Below are 19,151 nucleotides of genomic sequence, written 5' to 3'. Positions count from 1 at the left end.
AGTATATTATTCCTCCAATAATCCTTCGATTAACTTTTTTCCGATGGTTTCGTCCGGTTTCACGCCCGTCCATTTTTCGAACGAGAGCGCGCCTTGCCCGACGAACATGGCTACCCCTGTCACAATGATGGCCCCGCGATGTTTCGCTTCACGAAGCATCGGGGTGACAAGTGGACGATATATGATATCACAAACGACCGTGTTTTGTCGTAGTCCTTCTAATGAAAGTGGTGTCGAGCTCTTGTCCATGCCGACAGAAGTGGTCTGAATGATGACCTCATATTGCGAGACGTCGACCTTTTCGAACGTCGTGTACGTGACATCGAACACGTCTGCGAGTTCTTTTGCCCGTTCGACTGTCCGATTGACAATCGTCACCTGACGCGTCGGTAGTGCCTGTACGATTCCACGCGCAGCCCCACCTGCACCGATGACGAGGACTTGTCCTGTCCAATCGGTGAACGGTGTCAGTGCTTGGACGAGCCCAGCACCATCCGTATTCGTTCCGACAAGGCGTCCGTCTCGCTTATACACTGCGTTGACGGCACCGGCAAGTTTTGCTGCATCATCGAGTTCATCGACGTAACGAACGACTACTTCTTTATAGGGAATGGTGACGTTGAATCCGTCCCATTCTCCCTCCCGCATCGCTTCGAACAGTGCCGGTAAGTCGCTCGCCATGGCGTCAATAGCCTCATAACGCCCGAAAAGCCCAGACGCCCTCAACCACTGCTCGTGCAGCTGGGGAGAGAGCGAATGAGCAATCGGGTGGCCGATGACAGCCAGATTCATACGAGCGCCTCGCGGAGTGTGACTGCGACGCCTTTCGGAGCCCAAGCCGCAATGCGACCGCCCTTACCGTGAATCGCGACCCATCCGAGGCCACTGAACACGATGTCTGTCTTCACACCGTCTCGTAAGCTGAATTCATGGCGTACGAGTGGTGGTAAGATTTCGAGCGTCTTCTCGTTCGGGGGATTGAGCATTTTCCCAATATGCTGGTCATAGAGCTCATCCGCGCGTTCGAGTTTCGTACGGTGTGCTTTCAACTCGTTCGACATATAGATGACGAACGATCGTTTATTGCCTTCCAAGTAATCCAAGCGTGCCAAACCACCAAAGTAGAGCGTCTGTTGCGGGTTTAATTGGAACACGTGCGGCTTGATTTCTTTTTTCGGCGTGATCGTCTTCAAATCTTTCGCATCGACGTAGTGCGCCATTTGATGACGGTTGATGATCCCTGGTGTATCGTACAAGTTCGCATCATCATCGAGTGGGATGTCGATCAAGTCAAGCGTCGTTCCCGGGAAATGACTGACGGTGATGATGGCTTCATCCTCTTCACCGAAACGTTTGATTACCTGGTTGATGAGTGTCGATTTCCCGACGTTCGTACAACCGACGACAAAGACGTCTTTGCCTTTTCGGTAATATTCAATCTTCTCTGCGAGTTCATCGATGCCGTGTCCTTTTTTCGCACTGATCAAATGAACGTCAATCGGGTTCAAGCCGAGCTCTTTCGCTTCAGCCTTCATCCAGTTCGCCATCCGGTTCGGGTTGACGGATTTCGGCAACAAGTCCACCTTGTTCCCGACTAAGAGGACCGGGTTCGCCCCGACTGAGCGTTGTAGGCCCGGGAGCCAGCTGCCATTGAAGTCGAAAATATCGACAATCTTGATGACGAGTGCCTCTTTAGAACTGATGCCGTTCAAGATGCGCAAGAAATCATCATCTGACAACTCGACGTCTTGGACTTGGTTGTAATGCTTCAATTTGAAGCAACGTTGGCAAATGACGATTTCTCGGTCAAGTGCCGATTTTGGTGCATAGCCGACCCCGTTCGGGTCTTCCGTTTGGATGGCTACGCCGCACCCAGCGCAATATCGTTTAGTTTCTTCCATAGTTGTGCTTACTGCCGTTCGGGTTTCCCCTTCTTCATTCGCTGTAGCACCTCGCTGCTACTCCTGAAGCGTTAATTCCGACGCCTTGGTCGCCGTACATGGGCAGCCTCCTTCTTCCTGTGCGTTCGAGGTCTTATTCATCTTTTTTATGTGAATCTTTGGAATGTGGATGCATCGCTTCGCCGATTTTTTCAGCGACCGCGACTTTCGCCCGCTGTGCGTCGACAGCAAGCTCTTCCACTTTTTTCGTGATCAATACATACTTCCCGCGACGCTTCATATGCGCAAAGACAACCTTCTCAAGCATCCGGTTGAATTTCGTTACAAGCCCGTCCGTTTTGACGACCGGTTGAACGTGGATGACATGGATGCCAGCCATATTCGCACCGAGTACGTCCGTAAACAACTGATCCCCTAAGAAAATGGCTTCTTTCGGCGAATAGCCATATTTCGAAAGTGCTGCTTTAAATCCTGATGGTAACGGTTTTCTCGCACGAGCGACATAATGAAGACCAAGCGGCTCCGTAAACGTTCGTACACGGTTCTCGTTATTATTTGATACGACAATCACATCGAAACCGTATGATTTCACTTTTTCAAGCCACATCAATAAAAGCTCAGGCGCATGCGGAACGTCCCACGCCACGAGTGTATTATCAAGGTCGGTCAAAATGACGCGTACCCCACGGTCTTTCAATTCTTGTAAGTCGATGTCAAACACAGACGCGACGAACTGTTTCGGATAAAGTCGATTAAACACGTAAAATTCCTCCAATTAGCTAAACGATTCAACTACTTATACAAGTATTGATATCCCTTCTATGGTAAACGAAAACCGACCAAACGACTAGTCTATCGTTCGGTCGGAAGAAAATTGATACAAAATTAATTGGATTTGATCGTCCCGATGACGTCACCGAGTCGAACCGGGCCCATTTTTTCATGGTCCATTTGAATCGCATCTTTCTCAAAACAAAGCACGACCGTCGAACCGAATGAGAAGTATCCGACTTCTTGCCCCTTTTCCGCTTGATCGCCCTCGAGCGTCCACTCAATCGTGTTCACGTTCAAGGCACCGACCATAATATGCTCATACGTCCCAGCTGGACTGTCAAAGCGTGTCACACGACGGTAGTTACGAGAGAGGGGTCTCACCGTCTCCGTCAATCCAAGCTCGTTTACGGGTGCCGAGCGGTCCCCAAGTTCATAGTGACTGAGCACGCGACCCGAGAGAGGCGTATGGACGCGGTGATAATCGCGCGGGCTGAGGTACAGGACAACGACCGTTCCACCTGCATAACGTCTCGCCTCTTGTTGAGAACCAAGTAATTCCGCAAGTGTATACGACTGACCTTTCACCTCAAAACGGCTATCCTCTGAGATCGATTCGATGACCGATAACTTTCCGTCACACGGTGAAACGAGTGTCTCGGAAGACTCATCGATCGTACGCGCTCCCGGTTTCAAGTGACGGGTAAAGAACGCATGCAGTGATGGATACGCAGCAAGCGGTTGTTCTGCTTCCTCCACCGCAATGTCATACACTTTGGCAAACGAAGGAATCAAGTGGCGACTCACACTTGATTCCGCAAAGCGCTTCAAGCGTGTAGCAATCCAGGGCGAGGCGTTCAACTCAAATAACGTTTGGTAGAAACGACGCTTCATTCCTCTTTTGCCTCCTCATTTTTAAAGAATGTTTCGTATTGTTGTTCAGAGACCGCACCTTCAATGCGACCGACTTCTTTTCCATCTTCGAATCGGATGATCGTCGGTGTTCCATTGATGCCGTATGTTTCCCATACGTTATGGTCTGCCAAGTTGATTGAGACCGCATCGTATTCTTCGATGAGCGGTTCGACATACGGTTTCACTTGCTCACAATATTCACAGCCTGTTTGCCAGAAGTAAGCGACAACCTCGCCGTCCTGGTCTAACTGTTGCTGCAATTCGTCTGCAGTGACGGCATTGACGCCCTCTTCTTCATTGGCTCCGTTTAAAAAGAACAACAGACCGATTCCGATGACGATAATCGCTCCGATAATGGCGAACGTGATAAAATTCGCGCGTTTTTCAGGGTTTTTCATATGCATGATCCTCCTCTTATGTTGGATAAAGAAAAAAGACTGACTCATGCACGAGTCAGTTTGATTGTAGACGGCTTACTTCTCTTGTGCAACGTCGCTGATTCCCATGTCTTGGTTTAAGACATCGAGAAGTGCAACGAAGATTGTGATGGCCACGCCAAATCCTGTCGCGAGCATCGCGTTGAACTCTACACCATCAACAGCAGAAATGATAAACACCGCTGTATTTGAGAGCACAATCGCCCAGATCAATGTCACTAAATAACGCATTGAACGTCCCCTCCATCTCACAGATGATTCGTAAAAATTCATACGACATTAGTATAGCATTGTTCGAATGGAATATGCGACTTCGATTGTATATTCTTTCCGTATAATCGAAAAATGTGATACGGTCGTAGAAACATCATTGTGAAGAAAAGAGGATGACTGATGTCACGTTATTTAATCGCAGTTGATTTAGATGGAACGTTATTAAGAGATGATAAAACCATTAGTGAACGAAATCTCCGTGCCCTCCAAGCGGCACGTGAAGCTGGTCATGAAGTCATGATTGCGACAGGGCGTCCAAAGCGCCACTCGATCATGTACTATGAGCAAATGGGATTGACGACTCCCCTCGTCAACTTCAACGGTGCCCTCGTGCATCACCCGAAAGATGCGAATTATGCGGTCACACACCGCCCGATTCCGCTCAAGACCGCACACGATATCATAGAAGAGGTCGCCGATACGAAAGCCCATAACATCGTCGTCGAAGTGACGGACCACGTGTACTTCCAAAAGGACCCGCAAGAGTTCTATAGTCCGTATGCAGAACGTGCGCTCAGCGTTACGTCTGGGAACTTGTTGACGCACTTGCAGGATGAGCCGACGTCACTATTGATTCACGCGACAAAAGACCACGTGGCGCACGTCCGCTCGCAGCTCGACGACATTCATGCCGAGGCCGTCTTGAACCGTCAATGGCGCATGCCGGAGCACATGATTGAAGTCATGAGTAAAAACACGTCGAAGGCACTTGGGCTTCAAGAGGTCTCGAAGCACTTGAACATCGACCGGAAGCACATCATCGCTTTCGGTGACGAAGAAAACGACCTTGAGATGCTCGACTATGTCGGGACAGGTGTCGCGATGGGGAATGCCATCGACCAACTGAAAAACGTGGCCAATGAAGTGACGGCTTCGAACATGGATGACGGGATCGCCCTCTTCCTAGAAGAACGACTTGGGATCAAGTCATAACGAAAGCACCGACCTAGAAAAGTCGGTGCTTTTTGTAATTCGTCTACTTTTTAGCGACGGAACGTACCTTCGACGTCCTCTGTCGGCAAGATATTGATCCAAACGGATGGATCTGCATCTTTACAAATCCGTGTGATTTCACGAACCTCGTGTCGCTGTGCGACCATCATGAGCGTCGCTTTCTCGACTTTCGAGTACGTGCCGATTGCCGGCATGAGCGTGATGCCACGGAACACGTGTTGATGCAATTCTTTCGTCACTTCATCTGGATGGTTCGTCACGATGAAGAGCGTCTGACGCTGCGTATTCGTGTAAATCTCATCGATGACTTTTGATGTCACATACAAGAAGACGATCGTATAGAGCGCTGTCGGCCATCCGAACAAGGCACCTGCTGCGAGCGCGATCATCATGTTCATCAAGAAGAGGTAAACACCGACCGAGTTGTTCGTGAATTTCGCAAGAATCAACGCGACGATATCAAAGCCTCCCGTCGAGGCACCGTACCGAATCGTAATCCCCGAACCGATTGCCAAGAGCACACCGCCGAATACGGCGTTCAAGAGCGGGTCGTCCGAGAGGAGCTGCGATTGCGGAAGCAAACGAATGAACAACGTGACCGAGGCGACACTGACAAGCGTATGAATCATCATATTCCGCCCAAGCATAAAATAACTGACGACGAGCAGTGGTGCGTTCAGAATAAAGAACCAGAGCCCTTCCCCTAGTTCAAACGGTGTACCAGCTAGTAGTGCTGTCAAGATTTGGGCAAGGCCCGTAAATCCTGTCGAATAGACGCCGGCTGGAATTAAAAATAATGTCATGGATAAGGCAACGAACAATCCTCCGATGATCGAGACAACCCCGATTCGTGTATGTTCTTTAACGGCTTCCGTCAAGCTTCAACTCCCCTTTCTCAAAATAGCTAAGAATCAAGATAACATAGATTATTCATGCTGCATACAGCAAATATGCAGGAAATCCGATAAGTTTTTCATACAAAAACAAGCCGACCGAGGTCGGCTTGTTCGTATGAAGCAATTGGTCACGCTTTCACTGTTTCAATTGTAATCGATTCATTCGCAGGAACCGTTACTGCATTTCCATACACGTGAAGCGTTACATCTGTACCACCTGTTTGTTGGATTGTCACTTGTTCACGTGATGATGTGACCGTCAAGTGATGGCCACGCCAAAGCATGTTGAACGAGTAGCCGTTCCAGTCTTTCGGAATCATCGGGCTGAACGAGAGGTGATCCCCTTGGATGCGCATACCCGCGAAACCATGAACGATGGACATCCATGAGCCGACCATCGACGTGATGTGCAGCCCGTCTTCTGTATCATTGTTGTAGTTGTCGAGGTCAAGACGTGCTGAACGTTGATACAATTCAACCGCTTTGTCCTCATACCCGACTTCTGCCGCAATGATTGAATAGACACATGGTGACAAGCTCGACTCATGAACCGTGCGTGGCTCATAGAAATCGAAGTTCGCACGTTTCTGTTCAAGCGTGAAGCGATCACCGAACGTGTAGAGTCCTTGAAGGACGTCCGCTTGTTTGATGAAGTTTGAGCGAAGGATGCGATCCCACGACCAGTTTTGGTTAAGTGGAAGATGTTTCGGATCGAGGTCCTTCACCAAGATCTGCTCTTTATCCATGAAGCCATCCTGTTGCATGAAGACATCTGGCACAAGGTCATCTTTTGGATAGTACATCTTCGTTTGGATATCCGCCCACTTCGCAAGTTCAGCGTCTGTGATGCCAAGTGTCGACACGAGCTCTTCGAGACGTGCAGGTTCTGCTTCTTTCAAGTAGTTATACACTTCTTGCGTGTACTCGAGCGTCCACGCGGCGATCAAGTTCGTGTACCAGTTGTTGTTGACGTTGTTGTCGTATTCGTTCGGACCTGTGACGCCTAGGATCATATACACGTCTTTGTGTGGCACAAAGTTGACGCGGCTAGCCCAGTAACGCGAGATCTCGACCAATACTTCAAGTCCGTATTGTCCAAGGTAAGACTTATCGCCTGTGAAGTTCGTGTAGTTGAAGATCGCATGGGCGATCGCACCGTTCCGGTGAATCTCTTCATGTGTGATTTCCCACTCGTTGTGGCACTCTTCCCCGTTCATCGTGACCATCGGATAAAGCGCACCTTCCATACCGACATTCTTCACAGCGTTCTCTTTTGCTTGTGGCAATTGATTGTGACGGTATTTGAGCAAGTTCCATGAGACCTCTGGTTTGGTCGTCGCCAAGTAGAAGTGGAGGCAATAGGCTTCCGTATCCCAATACGTCGCACCGCCGTACTTCTCGCCTGTGAATCCTTTCGGTCCGATGTTGAGACGCGAATCTTCACCTGTATACGTCTGATACATGTTGAAGATGTTGAAACGGATTCCTTGTTGCGCTTCGATATCTCCATCGATTCGAACGTCCGCATCTTCCCAACGTGCGAGCCATGCTTCCGTCTGTTCAGTGAGAAGCGTCTCAAAGCCCTTTTCAAACGCCGCTTCGACGCGTTTCATCCCTGCAGATTGAAGGTCTTCAATCGCATGGTCGCGGTTTGTCACGACAGATACATATTTATAGGCTGTCGCTGTCTCGCCAGCAGTCACATTGACCGTGAATTTGTTCGCCACGAAGAGGTCTGTCGCTTCGAGCACTTCGCAACGAGCACCTTCTACGTCCGCAATCATCGATGCCGTAACGTGCCAATCGAGTTTTTTCGTCTTCGTCGTCACGAAACCGAAGCGTTCTTCGATGCCGCGGTCAACCGGGAGCCAGAACTTCTCATCGTAGTTCGAATCTTCGTTCTCGACATCGCCGTCTAAGTATGGTGTGAACTCGATTTTCGCTTCGTAGTTCACCGGTGTGACGTTGTAACGAATCGCTAATACTTCTTTGTCGACGATGGAGAAGAAACGGACGACTTCTACGTTTGTCTCTTCTGTCCCGTTCATCAATGTGAACGTCCGTGTGAGGACACCACGCTGCATATCCAATTCGCGTGTAAAGTCCTTAACGTCCCATTTCGCCAAGTCGACAGGTGTGCCATTGATCGCGACGCGTAGACCGATGACGTTTGTCGCATTCAATACTTTGGCAAAGTATTCAGGATATCCGTTCTTCCACCAACCGACACGTGTTTTGTCCGGGTAATAGACGCCCGCCACATAGAATCCTTGGTGCGTATCATTCGAGTAATCTTCCTCGAAATTTCCTCGCATTCCCATGTGCCCGTTTCCGAGCGATGTGATCGATTCAGCAAGACGGTTTTCTTTCGGGTGAAGACCTTCTTCTGTTACTTTCCATTCATCGACTGCAAACAATCGTTTCATCTGTCTGCCACTCCTTTTTCTCTACAAGGCTACCTTCGACGGACAACAAGTTCATGCAACCGTTTGTCTATGAAAGCGCTGTATTTAATCTCACCTTTCATTTTACACAACTGAAGTGAGAATGCAATCGTTTGCATAAAACTTTTTCTTTCTTTTTTTGTCACATTATTTAGAGAAAAAAGACTGCCTCTCGCGGAGACAGTCTTAATGGGTCATCACTTTTGATTTTCTTCATCCTCACCGAACACCGCATTCGCCTCATGCCCTTCGAATAGAGCGCTCCGACCATCATTGAACCCCGTATCAGGTTCATCGATGACGAGCACATATCCGCCTTGTTTCAATTGTGCATGTGCTTGCTCCACCTCATCATCTGAGATGCCTAAATCGTGTAGCGCCTGTTTCATATCTTTGCCCTGACTTGTATCGTCCTGAAGGTTGTCTAACCAAGACGCGTCACCATTTTCCACGTTTACGTTCGTCTCATGTTTGAGCACATGGACAGCGTCTTTCTGTTCGGTCACGACATATAATTCTCCTTCATCGTAGCCATTTTCATTCAGTTCGTTCATTTTAGAAAGCAGGCTCTCTTTCGTATCATATGTTCCGACAAATCGTTTTTCACTCATCTCAATCCATCCTTTCAATTTCAATCCGTTCGTGAGAAATGTTCCCCACTTCAGACGACTTCAATCAACAGGATATGCAAAAGACGACCTCGCTCCTCGCGAGACCGTCTAGACGATTAAGAATTTGATTCGAGCGTCTCCGCTTTACTCTTTTTTTGTCCACATGATTGGCGGACGACCAAATAGTGTGGAACGATGACACGTTTTCCGTATGGTGGGGCATTATCGCTAATTTGTTCAATCAAGCAATTCGTCGCCTCAAAGCCGAGACCGAAAATGTTGATCTCGACCGAAGTGAGCGGCGGGTTCGAGTGTTCGGCGATATACACGTTATTGAAACTGACGACAGCCACATCTTCAGGAATCTTGAGTCCCATCTCGCTGAGTGTACTGATGACCCCGAGTGCCATCATGTCATCACTGACGACGACAGCTGTCGGTGGCTCTTCATTTTGAAGCAGTTCACGGACGGCTTTTGCGCCACCCTTCGTCATGAACTCGGCTCGTGCGATATAGTCCTCACATACCGGGATGCCCGCTTCCATGAGAGCCGTCGCGTATCCGTTCCGGCGGTCTTGTGTCACGGCGAGTTTGTCCGATCCCCCGATGAAGGCGATACGTCGGTGACCTAGATTATAGAGGTGCTTCGTCACTTCGCGTCCGGCCAAATAGTTGTCCGTATCGACGTACGTAATCGAAGAAGCGTCCCCGAACGGCTTCCCGACCACGACGAACGGAAACTTCGTCTGACGTAGATATTGGACGACTTGGTCGTCTTCACGTGAATAGAGGACGATGACACCGTCGACACGGCGTCCCTGTACCATCTCGATTACACCCGACAATACCTCTTCTTCTGTCACACCGGTCGTCATATAGAGTGAATAACCGTTTTGGTGCGCCTTCGTACTGATTCCTCGCAACACTTCTGGGAAGAATGGGTTTTGAAGCGTCTTTGTTGCCGCGCTCGGCATGACGAGACCAATCGACTGTGTCGAGCGGTTGGCAAGACTTCTCGCATGAATGTTCGGATGGTAACCGAGCTCTTCCATCGAGCTTCTGACTCGTTCTTTTGTCTTCTGACTGATTCTTGGGCTGTTGGCGATGACGCGAGATACCGTCGACGGCGCGACGTTCGCGTGCTTCGCAACATCTTTAATTGTGATTTGCATGGTGTTCCCCCCTGCTTCCGTGAATTCAATTCGTGCCTTTCGGCGTGTCATATCTTTATTTGCGACGCTTCCACATGACCAAACCTGTCAAGAAAATCGGAATCGTGACAACGATCAACCCAATCATCCACGGATTTACCGATGACTCCTCAACGATGTAAGCGTTCGCACTTTCGCCAGATAGTTCAATTGTAAACGTTCCGCGTTGATCTGTGACCAGTTGTGAGAATAATAGACCACGAAGTCTTGTATCTTCCCCGATTTCACTGACCTCGATCTCAATCTCTCGATCCTCACTGTTCATGTTGATCGCATATAACGCGACATCATCTCCGTCTTTCCGTTCGAAGACGGCCATTCCATCCTCCGATGCAATCATACGCTGTTCACCTGTCGCAAAAACAGGATACTCTTCACGCATGCGGTTCATCGTTGCGACGTATTCGTGTAACTCTTCATTTCCCGGGAACTCAGTCATGACACGGTTCGCCGGGTCGGCTCCACCTGTCTGTGCATTTTCTGTCCCTTGGAAGACGATTGGCATACCCGGTGACGCATAGAGTGCGAACAACCCAAGACGTAACCGTCGTTCCGCCGATTCCACGCCGCCGAGTTCAGCCATATGCATGAACCGTTCGACATCATGGTTATCGAGGAACGTCGCCATCTGATTCGGGTCGTTAAAGAACGTTTCGGCATAGCTTGCGGCAACATCGATCTCATCGACGTTCGCCTGCTGTTGCGTCATCGTTTTTGATACCCGGTCGTAGAATGTAAAGTTCGTGATGCTGTTGAATCCAAGGTCGTCATACTGCGCGACATATTGTGGATCCGGGTCAAACACTTCAGCGAGTAAGTAAAAGTCTGGGTCGACCGACCGAACACCTTCGACAAAGTCTTTCCAGAACGCCTTATCGACGTGACGGACCGTGTCGAGGCGATAGCCATCGATGTCCGTCTCTTCGATCCAGTACTTCGCCGCGTCGATCAAATACGATTTGACTTCCGGATTCTCTGTTTTAAAGTCCGGCAAATCGAATAACCAGTGTGTCTCGACTTGCTCCTGGTCTTTCCAGAACACGATCGGCAGCTGTTCGTGGAACCATTCCGGCTTTTCTTCCACCCACGGATGGTTCGGGCCGACGTGGTTGACAACGAAGTCGAGAATGACTTTCATGTCTCGTTTGTGTGCTTCCTCGACAAGTTCTTGTAAGTCCTCTTTCGTCCCGAATTGCGGGTCGATGTTATAAAAATCCTTAATCCAATACCCGTGATAGCCGTCCGGCATATTTTCAAAAACGGGCGTCAACCAAATCGATGTGAAGCCGAGTGACTCGATATAATCGAGCTTTTCGATGACCCCACGGATGTCCCCGCCATGAAACGCTTTCGGATCATCTTTGTCGACTTGCTCATTGTTGTCCGGGTTCCCGTCAACAAATCGGTCGACCATAATAAAATACATGCGTTCTTGTTCCCAAGTAGCAGCTTCCTTTGCACCGACGACGGTCGGAAACAAAAGAAGCGACAGGAGCACGAGCACGACGCCTCGCCTCATATCGCTTCCTCCTTTTACGAGTATTATCCTTTCGTACCACCCGCTGTAAGGCCAGAAACGAAGTAGCGTTGGAACATGAAGAACAAGATGACGATTGGAAGGGCTGAAAGAACCGCACCCGCCGCGAATAACGTGAAGTTATTATCGAACTGTTTCGAGATCATGTTGTAAAGACCAACTGCCAATGTTTGTTTCTCTGGTGAACGAAGGACGAGCGATGCCAAGATAAAGTCGTTGAATGGTCCCATGAAGTTAAAGAGAGCAATCGTTGCGACAATCGGCTTCGCAAGCGGCAAGATGATTTGCCAGAAGATTCGGAGGTGACCTGCACCATCCATGCGAGCTGCTTCGTCAAGTTCTTTTGGAATCGTGTCGAAGTACCCTTTCGCCAAGTACGTGTTCATCGGAATCGCACCACCCGCATAGAGCAAGATGAGCGCTGTATGTGTGTCAAGAAGGTTGAGCATGTTGAGCAATACATAAATCGCGATGATCGCAACGAACTGTGGCACCATCTGAAGGACGAGGAACAAGACGAGTGAGTTCTTGCGTCCGACGAAACGGTAGCGTGAGAAGACGTAACCAGTAATCGTCACTAAGACGACTGAGAGTGCCATCGTGATGAAAGCGATTTTCAACGTATTCACATACCATAAACTATAATCCGAAATCGTTAGGTCAAACAAGTTTTTATAGTGAATAAACGTCGGGTTAGATGGAATAATCGTTGACGTAATCGTACGCCCCGGGTTGAATGATGTACCGACAACCCAAAGCATCGGATAGAGAATGATGATCGACGCAAGCGTCAAGATGACATACGAGATCGCCAAATTGATTCGTTTTTGTTTTTTCATATCAGATCATATCCTCGTCTTTGAAAGATTTTGTCCGACGGAACTGGATCACGGCAAGTGTCATGATGAAGAATGACAAGATGAGTGTAATCGCAGCCGCAAGTCCGTATTGCGGGTTGGCACCGAGAGACAATTTGTAAATCCAAGAAATCAAGATGTCGGTACCGCCGGCCGTTTGTCCAGGTACAGCAGGGCCACCGCCATTAAAGAGATAGATGATGTTGAAGTTGTTGAAGTTGAACGTGAACTGCGTGATCAAGATCGGTGCAGTCGCGAACAAGAGCATCGGCAATGTGATCAAGCGGAACTTATCAAAGATTGTCGCTCCGTCAATCGTTGCCGCTTCATACAAGTCACCAGGAATCGACTGAAGGACCCCTGTCATGAGCGTCATGATGAACGGGAAGCCGAGCCACCATTGAATGAGAACGAGTGCTGTTCGTGTAGCTGTCGGATCGGTCATCCAGTTGACTGGGTCAAGACCGAGTGCCGGCAAGATTGTCGTATTGAACACCCCGAACGATTCGTTGAACATTGAACGGAAGATCAAGATCGTGATGAATGCCGGAACTGCCCAAGACAAAATCAAGATTGAACGGAACAAGCGACGGAAACGAAGACCTTCTTGGTTCAAGAGTACCGCAAGGAAGATCCCGATTGCGATGACACCTGTCGTTGAAGCGACCGTCCAGACAAGTGTCCAGCCGAGTACCCCGACGAAAGTGTCACGGAAGATATCGATTTCAAAAATACGCGTGAAGTTCTCGAATCCGACCCATTCGACGAGTTTCGCTGGTGGTGCGTTGTTATAGCGATAGTTCGTGAAGGCGATCAAGAACGTAAAGATCAATGGAAGAATAACTGTAAACACTAACAAAATGAGTGATGGGATTAACATTAAGTATGGGAATCCATGGTCACGCAAGTTGCGAAGTTGCATTTGGAACGATGGAAGGTTTAGATGCTGATCACGAGCGCGACCGACACGATAGGCGTCACGAATGTTCCAAACATAGAACGCGATTCCGAAGAAAAGTAAAATTAACGCGACAATCCCCTCGACCATCAAGAAGATGGAGTGGTCGTTACGAGGTCCTGGCACTTCACCAAGCGTGATCAATCCCCAAAGTCCTCCACGGTCACCTGGTCCGGCGCCCGCGCCTTTGAAAAATAGATCATAGTTTACGGCAAAATAAGATACGACGACGATAAAGAACGCTACCGCCTTCGCGTATTGTTTGTTATATAACTGTCCGAGTCCCGGAATGATGGAAAGTAGTCCCGCGTTCCGAGCATGGTTTGTAGGCTTGTCCGGGCGTTGGTCCGGTGTTTTAGGGTTCGCAATTGCAGCCATCCTCAGTTTCTCCTTTCGATTTGAGCAAATCAATCAAGCAAACGTTTGCTCAATGTTAGAAAATGAGGGGGAACGCCATGTGGCGCACCCCGTCATTTCAATCCTTATTGGTTGTTCGCTTGGATTTGTTGCTCGATGACTTTCACTGCATCGTCTGCAGATTTCTGTGCATCTTGTTTACCAGTCGCTACAAGCTGAAGTGCTTGTGCCATTGGCTCCCAAACTTGTCCCATTTCAGGAATGTTCGGCATTGGGATTGCGTTTGTCGCTTGGTCGAATACCGCTTTCGCAACTTCGTTCGACGTGATTGTTTCGTTCGACTCGAGTGCTGCTACTGGTGGGATCTCGTTGTATGCTTCAAACATTGCCAATGCGTTTTCTTCATTCGTCAACTCTTGAAGGAACATTTCAGCCCACTCTTGGTTTTCTGTGTAAGCTGAAAGGGCATATGTTTTCACACCCATGAACGTCTTGATTGGCTCACCGTTCGGAAGTGTTGGCATTGGAGCCGCTCCGAGGTTTACGCCTGCATCTGTGTAACCAGCTACAGCCCACGGTCCGTTCATGACTGAATGTGCTTTCTTCTCAGTGAAGAGTTGGTCCATCGCTTGGCCGCCAGACTCACCGATCAATCCTTTAGGGAAGAGGCCTTCTTCGTACCATTTACCGATGTATTCGAATCCTTCAACTGCGCCTTCGTTGTTCAAACCGATGTCAGATGGATCGAGTGCGCCACCGTCTTCTTTGAACACGTATCCGCCGAATCCAGCGACAACACCGTGTGCGAAGTAGAAGTTATCCCAAAGTGCGAGGAATCCATACTCCCCATCAGCTTTCACATCGTTTGACAACTTGTAGAGGTCGTCCATTGATGCTGGAGCTTCAGCCATCAAATCTTTGTTGTACATGAGAACTGGTGTCTCAACTGATTTTGGATATCCGTAAGCTTGACCATCGAACATGACAGCTGATTTCGCAGCGTCTGTGAATGCGTCAAGTGATCCTTCGTCAGCGATTGGATTCAAGTGGCCTTGGTCAGCGATTGTACCGATTTGGTCGTGCGGTACGAGAACGATGTCTGGACCTTTGCCAGCTGGACCGTCAAGCGCAAGCTTGTCTTTTTGGTCTGTCATCTGTACTTCGACGACTTCAACTTTTACGCCATGCTCTTCTTCGAACGCCTTCGCAACTTCTTTCGTTGTTTCAGACTTTTCGATGTCTTCCCAGATGACGATCTTTTCAGGTTTGTTCTCGCTTGAAGAACCACCTTCGTTAGAAGATCCGTTGTCTGTTCCGCCACCACATGCAGCAAGTGCACCGAATGCGAATACTGCTGTTGAAAGTCCTGCTACCATTTTTTTCATCTTCATGATGAAAAACCTCCCCAAGGAAATAGTATGGTCAGATTTGCGCAATCGCACGACCACGTCAATTTTAAAACTCCGCTACGAAATTGACACGGTAGTGAAAACGTTTGCATCCTCACCTCAATTTTTATTATACATTTGTGAAAGCGTTTTACAAGTCTTTTTTTACACTTTTTTTACGTCTGTTGACCCATTTATGTAATTTATAAAATTTTGTTCTCAAATCTTCACTTTTTATGAGTTTCAGCAATTGACAAAATGTAAACGCTTTATTACCCTTTGCTTGAGCAAACGTTTTCGCAACACCTATTCTCTTTGATTCACAGTGTTGTAAAATGATGTCATCCCCTATAAAGAAAGGAATGTTTTCCTTATGATGAAAGAAGCGATTTATCATCGTGCCATGTCCCCGTTCGTTTACAAATATGACCGTGAGACGATCCACATCCGTTTTCATACGAAACGTGGAGATATTGAATCGGTCGATTTGATTTGGAACGACCCTTACGATTGGCATTCTGAAGACCCGGCCATGTGGAATTTTGACCCGGACAAGCCGAGCTACTGGCGTACATACGAGACTCCAATGGAGAAAATCGGTTTTGACGACGCCTATGACTACTGGTTCATCGCCATCAAGCCGCCGTTCCGTCGCCTTCGCTACGGATTCCGTTTGAATGATGGACAAGAGACAGCCGTCTATACCGAAAAAGGGTGGTTCGAAGAAAAACCGCTCGATGACACGGGCTATTACTTCTGTGTCCCGTTCATCAATCCGATTGATATCTTCCACGCACCGTCATGGGTGAAGGACACGGTTTGGTATCAAATCTTCCCGGATCGCTTCGCCAATGGAGATGCTTCACTTAATCCAGAAGAGACACTGCCATGGAACTCGACAGAGCCGACAATCACAAACTTCTTCGGTGGGGATTTCCAAGGGGTGATTGACCATATCGACCACTTGGTCGAACTCGGGATTACCGGCATCTATTTCTGCCCGATCTTTAAAGCGACGACGAACCACAAGTACGATACGCTCGACTATATGGAAATCGATCCACAGTTCGGGACAAAAGAGAAATTTAAAGAAATGGTCGACCTCTTGCACGAGAATGGCATCAAGGTCATGCTCGATGCCGTCTTCAATCATGTCGGATATCACCACCCATGGTTCCAAGATGTCGTCGAGAACGGTCCGGCGTCTGAGTATCGCGATTGGTTCTATCTCCGTGAGTTCCCAATCGTGACGGAGCCGAAGCCGAACTACGATACGTTCGCGTTCGAGAAGAACATGCCGAAGATCAATACGGAGCATCCAGAGTTGAAAGCTTACTTATTAGATGTCGCCCGTTACTGGGTCGAAGAATTTGGCATCGACGGATGGCGCCTAGACGTCGCCAACGAGGTCGATCATGCGTTCTGGCGTGACTTCCGAAAAGCCGTCAAGAAAGCGAACCCGGAAGCCTACATCCTCGGGGAAATTTGGCACGACGCGCAACCTTGGCTACAAGGCGACCAGTTCGATGCCGTCATGAACTATCCGTTCACGAACGCGAGCTTGAACTATTTCGCACTCGATCGGACGACGGCTTCTGAGTTCCGCAACGAATTGACGCGCGTCGAGATGATGAACACGATGAACGTCAACGAAGTCACGTTCAACTTGATCGACTCACACGATACACCTCGTGCGTTGACGCGGGCGAAAGGTCATAAAGGCAAATTCAAGCTCTTGATGACATCCATGCTCACGTACACAGGTAGCCCATGTATTTACTATGGGGATGAAATCGGACTCGAGGGAGAACAAGACCCGGGTTGCCGCCGCTGTATGCCGTGGGACGAAGCCGAAGAAGACCGTAACCTCTTCCGTTACATTCAAAAACTCATCCAGCTACGGAAAGACCATCCCGTACTCGCAAACGCCGGCTCGTATCGCTTCAACTTGGTCGACGACGCCAACAATGCCGTCATCATCGAGCGATGCACGAAAGATGAGACGTACTTGGTCTACTTCAATAACTCGGACTCTACTTCGAAACTAAGTCCGCTCGGTTATCGTGGCGCCGCCTACGACTTGTTAAACGACCGCGATCTCGAGTCACTCGACATCGAACTGGCACCATTTAGTGCAGTTATTCTGAAATTGAAATAATTTCGAAAATCACCTGATTTCTTCGGGTGATTTTTTTGTTGAAAATAATTTAGCAAACCCCTTTCTTTTTCATTTCATAAGGAGTAAGATGACCTTTGACATTTTTATAAAACAAATAGTTAACAGAAAGAATTATAGAGAAAAGGGAGAATACACTACATGCAGACGAAACAAACGGAACAGCTCACCCTGTTCAAACTGTCGTGGCCGATTTTCATCGAACTTGCCCTCCACATGGGAACCGGGATCATCGCCACATTGATGCTCGCACATTACTCAGACGCCGCCGCTTCGGCCGTCGGGGTTGCCAACCAAATCTTAAACGTGTTCTTGATTGTCTTCAGTGTGACGTCTGTCGGGGCGACCATTTTGATCGGTCAGGCCATCGGGGCTGGGCGCATGAAGAAGAGTCGTGACTTCGCCCGCTCCGCCGTCAGTTTGAACATGTGGCTCGGTGCGACCATGGTCGTCGTCATCTTCTTATTCGGTGAAACGTTTTTGCGCCTATTCGGTCTATCGGATGAACTGTTTGCACACGGGCTGTTGTTCCTGCAAATCGTCGGCTTGTCGTTATTCACCGAAGCGCTCATCATGGCGCTCAGTTCGATCCTCCGGAGTCACGGGATGACGAAACACGCCATGCTCGCGACGCTTCTGATTGATATCATCACCGCCGTCGGTGCCATTTTTGCCGTTACCGGCTGGTTCGGACTTCCGGTCACAGGTGTTGCCGGTGTCGCTTGGGCCATCGTGATCGCACGATTCGCCGCTATGGTACTGTTGTTCTGGCTCGTCAAACGGAAGCTTTTGATCCGCTTCCCGTTAAAAGAAGTGTTACGACCGAAGAAAGACGACATCCAGTCGCTCCTTCAAATCGGTGTCCCTTCTGCAGGAGAGAACTTGTCTTATCAAGCTTCACAAATCATCATCACCGGTTTCATCGCGACGATGGGAGAAGCTTCCCTCGCCGCACGGGTATACGTCATGAACTTGTCAATGCTCGCCTTCTTGTTCACCGTCGCCGTCGCACAAGGAACACAGCTCTTGATTGCGCGAGATATCGGAGGCAAACGTTTCAAAGAGGCGTATCATCGCGCCGTCAAGACATTGAAGATCGCCATGTTCGCCTCGTTCGTCGCCTCTCTCGGATTGGCGGTGTTCAGCGAGTCGCTACTCGGTCTCTTCACGTCAAACCCTGACATCATCGCGGTCGGAGTACCAATCTTATGGGCAACGCTCATTTTAGAGCCGGGGCGCGCCATGAACATCGTCTTGATGGGATCGTTGAAGTCCGTTGGGGACGTCCGCTTCCCGGTCATGATTGGGATTGCCTCGATGTGGGGTGTCGCCGTGGCGTTCAGCTACTTGTTCGGTCTTCAAATGGGGCTCGGCATCCTTGGGATTTGGCTCGCCTTCTCCCTCGATGAGTGGTTTCGCGGATTCTTCGCGTTCCGTCGTTGGAAATATGGAACGTGGCAACAAA

General features: G+C 49.0%; 17 protein-coding genes. 3 read left to right on the top strand and 14 right to left on the bottom strand.

The window, feature by feature from the left end; genetic code table 11:
* Positions 1-6: 6 nt before the first annotated feature.
* The 6 genes from aroE to ON063_RS00600 form a co-directional block, all read right to left on the bottom strand.
* Positions 7-792, bottom strand: a complete 786-nt coding sequence (aroE, locus tag ON063_RS00625; RefSeq protein ID WP_274663893.1) for a shikimate dehydrogenase — start codon at positions 790-792, stop codon at positions 7-9.
* Positions 789-1,901 (bottom strand): ribosome biogenesis GTPase YqeH, encoded by a 1,113-nt coding sequence (gene yqeH, locus ON063_RS00620; RefSeq protein ID WP_274663892.1) that lies wholly within the window; start codon positions 1,899-1,901, stop codon positions 789-791. Before yqeH ends, aroE begins: the two co-directional genes overlap by 4 nt.
* A 133-nt stretch (positions 1,902-2,034) precedes the next feature.
* Entirely contained in the window at positions 2,035-2,661 is a 627-nt protein-coding gene (locus ON063_RS00615) for a YqeG family HAD IIIA-type phosphatase (protein WP_274663891.1), read from the bottom strand.
* A 125-nt stretch (positions 2,662-2,786) separates the two neighbouring features.
* On the bottom strand, positions 2,787-3,566 hold the full coding sequence (locus ON063_RS00610) for a phosphatidylserine decarboxylase (protein WP_274663890.1): 780 nt from the start codon (positions 3,564-3,566) through the stop codon (positions 2,787-2,789).
* Entirely contained in the window at positions 3,563-3,985 is a 423-nt protein-coding gene (locus tag ON063_RS00605; protein ID WP_214696100.1) for a thioredoxin family protein, read from the bottom strand. Before ON063_RS00605 ends, ON063_RS00610 begins: the two co-directional genes overlap by 4 nt.
* Positions 3,986-4,060: 75 nt before the next feature.
* Positions 4,061-4,255, bottom strand: a complete 195-nt coding sequence (locus ON063_RS00600) for a YjzD family protein (protein ID WP_074032676.1) — start codon at positions 4,253-4,255, stop codon at positions 4,061-4,063.
* A gap of 162 nt (positions 4,256-4,417) precedes the next feature.
* On the opposite strand from ON063_RS00600, the gene ON063_RS00595 reads away from it, so the two are divergent.
* Positions 4,418-5,230 carry a Cof-type HAD-IIB family hydrolase gene (locus ON063_RS00595; RefSeq protein WP_274663889.1) on the top strand — a complete coding sequence of 271 codons (813 nt, stop codon included), beginning with the start codon at positions 4,418-4,420 and terminating at the stop codon, positions 5,228-5,230.
* 50 nt (positions 5,231-5,280) lie between these two features.
* On the opposite strand, the gene ON063_RS00590 is transcribed toward ON063_RS00595, so the two are convergent.
* The 8 genes from ON063_RS00590 to ON063_RS00555 form a co-directional block, all read right to left on the bottom strand.
* Positions 5,281-6,129: a YitT family protein gene (locus ON063_RS00590; protein ID WP_214739432.1), complete on the bottom strand. Its 849-nt coding sequence runs from the start codon at positions 6,127-6,129 to the stop codon at positions 5,281-5,283.
* Positions 6,130-6,275: 146 nt separating this feature from the next.
* Positions 6,276-8,573: a glycoside hydrolase family 65 protein gene (locus ON063_RS00585; RefSeq protein WP_214785370.1), complete on the bottom strand. Its 2,298-nt coding sequence runs from the start codon at positions 8,571-8,573 to the stop codon at positions 6,276-6,278.
* A gap of 215 nt (positions 8,574-8,788) precedes the next feature.
* Positions 8,789-9,202 carry a general stress protein gene (locus tag ON063_RS00580; RefSeq protein ID WP_274663888.1) on the bottom strand — a complete coding sequence of 138 codons (414 nt, stop codon included), beginning with the start codon at positions 9,200-9,202 and terminating at the stop codon, positions 8,789-8,791.
* A gap of 116 nt (positions 9,203-9,318) precedes the next feature.
* On the bottom strand, positions 9,319-10,374 hold the full coding sequence (locus ON063_RS00575) for a LacI family DNA-binding transcriptional regulator (RefSeq protein ID WP_214785373.1): 1,056 nt from the start codon (positions 10,372-10,374) through the stop codon (positions 9,319-9,321).
* A 55-nt stretch (positions 10,375-10,429) separates the two neighbouring features.
* On the bottom strand, positions 10,430-11,932 hold the full coding sequence (locus ON063_RS00570) for an alpha-amylase family glycosyl hydrolase (protein WP_274663887.1): 1,503 nt from the start codon (positions 11,930-11,932) through the stop codon (positions 10,430-10,432).
* Positions 11,933-11,955: 23 nt separating this feature from the next.
* A complete protein-coding gene (locus ON063_RS00565) occupies positions 11,956-12,789 on the bottom strand; it encodes a sugar ABC transporter permease (RefSeq protein ID WP_015880984.1) in 834 nt (277 codons plus the stop codon).
* Between the two features lies 1 nt (position 12,790).
* The gene (locus ON063_RS00560; protein WP_074032667.1) at positions 12,791-14,143 is read right to left on the bottom strand and encodes a sugar ABC transporter permease; all 1,353 of its coding nucleotides are present in this window, start codon (positions 14,141-14,143) and stop codon (positions 12,791-12,793) included.
* A 104-nt stretch (positions 14,144-14,247) separates the two neighbouring features.
* A complete protein-coding gene (locus ON063_RS00555; RefSeq protein ID WP_274663886.1) occupies positions 14,248-15,513 on the bottom strand; it encodes an extracellular solute-binding protein in 1,266 nt (421 codons plus the stop codon).
* Between the two features lie 370 nt (positions 15,514-15,883).
* Here ON063_RS00555 and ON063_RS00550 point away from each other — a divergent pair, with 370 nt between their 5' ends.
* Complete coding sequence (locus ON063_RS00550; protein WP_274663885.1) at positions 15,884-17,668, top strand: glycoside hydrolase family 13 protein; 1,785 nt, start codon at positions 15,884-15,886, stop codon at positions 17,666-17,668.
* Positions 17,669-17,827: 159 nt separating this feature from the next.
* Positions 17,828-19,151: MATE family efflux transporter (locus tag ON063_RS00545; RefSeq protein ID WP_274663884.1), on the top strand; the 1,324-nt coding region annotated here is incomplete at its 3' end.

It is taken from the genome of Exiguobacterium sp. B2(2022) (assembly GCF_028823655.1).
GTDB lineage: Bacteria > Bacillota > Bacilli > Exiguobacteriales > Exiguobacteriaceae > Exiguobacterium > Exiguobacterium aestuarii_A.
The sequence above is the reverse complement of the archived record's forward strand: the minus strand, read 5'-3'. Positions and strand labels throughout refer to the sequence as shown.

What these genes read in the sequence shown, in the direction of transcription:
- ON063_RS00600 (WP_074032676.1), bottom strand. Translation starts at nt 4,255, where the DNA reads ATGCGTTATTTAGTGACATTGATCTGGGCGATTGTGCTCTCAAATACA.
- aroE (WP_274663893.1), bottom strand. Translation starts at nt 792, where the DNA reads ATGAATCTGGCTGTCATCGGCCACCCGATTGCTCATTCGCTCTCTCCC.
- ON063_RS00570 (WP_274663887.1), bottom strand. Translation starts at nt 11,932, where the DNA reads ATGAGGCGAGGCGTCGTGCTCGTGCTCCTGTCGCTTCTTTTGTTTCCG.
- ON063_RS00585 (WP_214785370.1), bottom strand. Translation starts at nt 8,573, where the DNA reads ATGAAACGATTGTTTGCAGTCGATGAATGGAAAGTAACAGAAGAAGGT.
- ON063_RS00560 (WP_074032667.1), bottom strand. Translation starts at nt 14,143, where the DNA reads ATGGCTGCAATTGCGAACCCTAAAACACCGGACCAACGCCCGGACAAG.
- yqeH (WP_274663892.1), bottom strand. Translation starts at nt 1,901, where the DNA reads ATGGAAGAAACTAAACGATATTGCGCTGGGTGCGGCGTAGCCATCCAA.
- ON063_RS00565 (WP_015880984.1), bottom strand. Translation starts at nt 12,789, where the DNA reads ATGAAAAAACAAAAACGAATCAATTTGGCGATCTCGTATGTCATCTTG.
- ON063_RS00550 (WP_274663885.1), top strand. Translation starts at nt 15,884, where the DNA reads ATGATGAAAGAAGCGATTTATCATCGTGCCATGTCCCCGTTCGTTTAC.
- ON063_RS00595 (WP_274663889.1), top strand. Translation starts at nt 4,418, where the DNA reads ATGTCACGTTATTTAATCGCAGTTGATTTAGATGGAACGTTATTAAGA.
- ON063_RS00605 (WP_214696100.1), bottom strand. Translation starts at nt 3,985, where the DNA reads ATGAAAAACCCTGAAAAACGCGCGAATTTTATCACGTTCGCCATTATC.
- ON063_RS00580 (WP_274663888.1), bottom strand. Translation starts at nt 9,202, where the DNA reads ATGAGTGAAAAACGATTTGTCGGAACATATGATACGAAAGAGAGCCTG.
- ON063_RS00575 (WP_214785373.1), bottom strand. Translation starts at nt 10,374, where the DNA reads ATGCAAATCACAATTAAAGATGTTGCGAAGCACGCGAACGTCGCGCCG.
- ON063_RS00610 (WP_274663890.1), bottom strand. Translation starts at nt 3,566, where the DNA reads ATGAAGCGTCGTTTCTACCAAACGTTATTTGAGTTGAACGCCTCGCCC.
- ON063_RS00555 (WP_274663886.1), bottom strand. Translation starts at nt 15,513, where the DNA reads ATGAAGATGAAAAAAATGGTAGCAGGACTTTCAACAGCAGTATTCGCA.